This is a genomic window from Holospora curviuscula, from assembly GCF_002930195.1.
GTDB lineage: Bacteria > Pseudomonadota > Alphaproteobacteria > Holosporales > Holosporaceae > Holospora > Holospora curviuscula.
In genome coordinates this window covers 1-1,114 of the sequence record NZ_PHHC01000031.1, presented here as the reverse complement: position 1 = coordinate 1,114, position 1,114 = coordinate 1, and the positions used below count along the sequence as shown (strand labels likewise).

The window sequence follows — 1,114 nt, the reverse complement described above, 5'->3', positions numbered from 1 at the left end:
AATTGAGTAGTCGAAAATTTTCCTCAGAGATTCTTTTTGCGCCAAATAAAAATAACTTACTAGAGGACGAGTTTCTTTAAAATAAACCAAGTCATCCAAAATCATTTGATACAAAAAAGAATCTGCAGCATCTATCGCTCGGGGCAAAAGTTCATGAATACACCCCAACAGCACGGGAATGTAGTCTTCCCCAAAATAGCGTGCACTGGTAATGCCATTACATATTCGCTCACTGGAATAGTCTTCCATAAATACCAGATCCTCTTTATCGTCATCATCTGAGGGAACGTACTTCAGTAACCGTGGAATCACGGAGGGATCTCCGTGGTCAAACAGCGCCTGCAGCATAAAATCAAACAAGGATTCGCATTGTTGAATATGTTCTATGTCTTCTTCTTTATCCGTACAATATATTTTTGGAAGACTTCCCCATTCTTGATATAAGTCCTCTAAATCCTCTAATATCTCTTCATTTTCAAAGGCTTCTAGAGCTTCTAAAAGCTCGGGCGCTTCGCCGGACCACAGAGGTGATCGTGCACGAATTTCATTATAAATTTGTTGTCTTGTCATTTGTATCTCCATTTTTTAGGGTTTGGGAGGGATTTTTCCAGAAAATCCCTCCGGGTTATCCGCCTTTATTTTCTTCAGTGCCTCTAGGCAAGCCTCATTGGTTTTTGTTCGATCACAGCCCGCATCCAGTAATCCTTGGCGGGTATCTTGCACCCCTTGCAATAAAGATTCTCGTGGATTCTGTGGCTTAAGTGTCTCATTTCTTTTGTGAATCAATTTACGCCCCTGGGCTTGATGTAATTTCAGGGGCAAGGGAATAACTGCACTATTTTTATACTGCTTTCCAGTAACTTTAGAAATTTCTCGAGACTGAGCCACGGGCCATACATGGTGCTGTTCATACTCCAGTCCGGTTTCTTTTGTACGGACTTGAACAATATCTTTCATTTTTTTCTCTTTATACTTACCCACCGGCACAGGATTGTCTTTGTAGCGTTCGAAATACGCCCGGGATTCCGCCGGGGTCATATCCTGAGTCCCCGCTTTCTTTTCCTGGCGCTGTTTTCCCGTGGCCTTTAGACCCGAAGCATTGCCGCCCTCTTTT

2 protein-coding genes are annotated in these 1,114 nt (G+C 42.7%); both read right to left on the bottom strand.

The features are described from left to right. Positions 1–570, bottom strand: a 570-nt coding sequence (locus tag HCUR_RS00650) for a hypothetical protein (protein ID WP_129591791.1), incomplete at its 3' end; no start/stop codon positions are given. Between the two features lie 15 nt (positions 571–585). Continuing rightward, positions 586–1,114: hypothetical protein (locus HCUR_RS09390; protein WP_243397228.1), on the bottom strand; the 529-nt coding region annotated here is incomplete at its 5' end.